Here is a 1,319-nt window from a genome sequence, read left to right as displayed (position 1 = left end):
GCGAGAACGCGAGTTCGAAGCTTGCGAGCGAAGCTCTGAGGGCCAGGGGGTTTGGACCAGGTATAGCCATCACAGGAACTGCTACAGTTGAAGGCAGTTGCTATCGACCTTCTCCCAGTCCTTGGGTTGAGCGCCTTGTAGGTTTCCGGTGCCGCGCAAGCGGCATTGCGACCGAAGGGAAGCAAAGGAAAGATACACAGCGCGATGCCAAAGGACGATGCCCCGCGGCTTAGAGCGCTCCACAGTCAACAATGAAATGGTAGGTAAAGAGCATTGGAAAGGCGCTTGCTACGCCAGCATATAGCTTGCTGATCAAAGTATGGCCTTCAGCTAAAAGCCATACTGCCAAAGGCAATACATACCCTTTTACAAGCTAAAACAACGAAAGTTGTTCATAAGAAGCTTGCAACGGCAACACGACAGGTTCGCTGCGCTCAAAAATGTCTCCCTGGCAACGGATGCTATACACAGGAGTTTCCTCAAAACGGGACGCGACCACTACCTCTGTGCCATCGGCGTAGGTATCAAAAAGCGCTTTCACCAGCTTCGGGCAGTTGTTGTCTTTGGACAGGTGCGAGAGCAGCACGTGGCTCATAAAAGCAGGCTTATACGCAGCAAATAGCTCCAGTGCCTGCTTATTGGACAGGTGCCCCCTGTCTCCCCTGATGCGGCGCTTCAGATGATAGGGATAATAGCCTTGGTCCAGCAGATCATCGTCGTAGTTGGTTTCCAGAAAAGCAGCATGGCACTGCTGAAAATGCCGGATCACATGTTCACAAGCTGTACCGATATCCGTTAATACCCCTACTTTCACGCCATTGCCTTCCACCACAAAACTGTGGGGGTCGGCCGCATCATGAAATTTTGGGAAAGCGGTCACCGACAGGCCTCCTACCTGCACCGGCTCATAGCCGGTAAAGGATAGCACCTCTATCCCTTCCAGGCTCATCCGGGAGCGGTACAAGGTGTCGGAGGTAATGTACACCGGCAGCTTGTACTTTTTGGCCAGCACCGGTATACCCCGGATATGGTCCGAGTGCTCATGCGAGACAAAAATAGCCTTCACCTTGCGCATGGAAAGGCCCAGACGCTGCATCCGCTTTTCTGTTTCGCGGCACGAGATACCGGCATCCACCAGTACTGCTTCCTGCTCGTTTCCGATGTAGTAGCAGTTCCCGTTACTTCCTGAATTTAATGAGGTGATGAACAATTGCATAAGAATACAAAGTTCGCGCTTTTCCAGCGATTATTCAACTTGAAAAAAGTCAAAATTATGCGTATAGCCCGTTCAGGCTGCCGGGCAAGTATTTTTCAAATTG

General features: G+C 51.4%; 1 protein-coding gene. It reads right to left on the bottom strand.

The features are described 5' to 3' along the window. Positions 1-373: 373 nt before the first annotated feature. Complete coding sequence (locus tag OB13_RS19965) at positions 374-1,216, bottom strand: MBL fold metallo-hydrolase (protein ID WP_461491945.1); 843 nt, start codon at positions 1,214-1,216, stop codon at positions 374-376. Positions 1,217-1,319 lie beyond the last annotated feature (103 nt).

The sequence above is a fragment of the Pontibacter sp. HJ8 genome (assembly GCF_054824225.1).
Note: the sequence above shows the minus strand (reverse complement) of the source record. Positions and strands in the feature narration are given on the sequence as shown.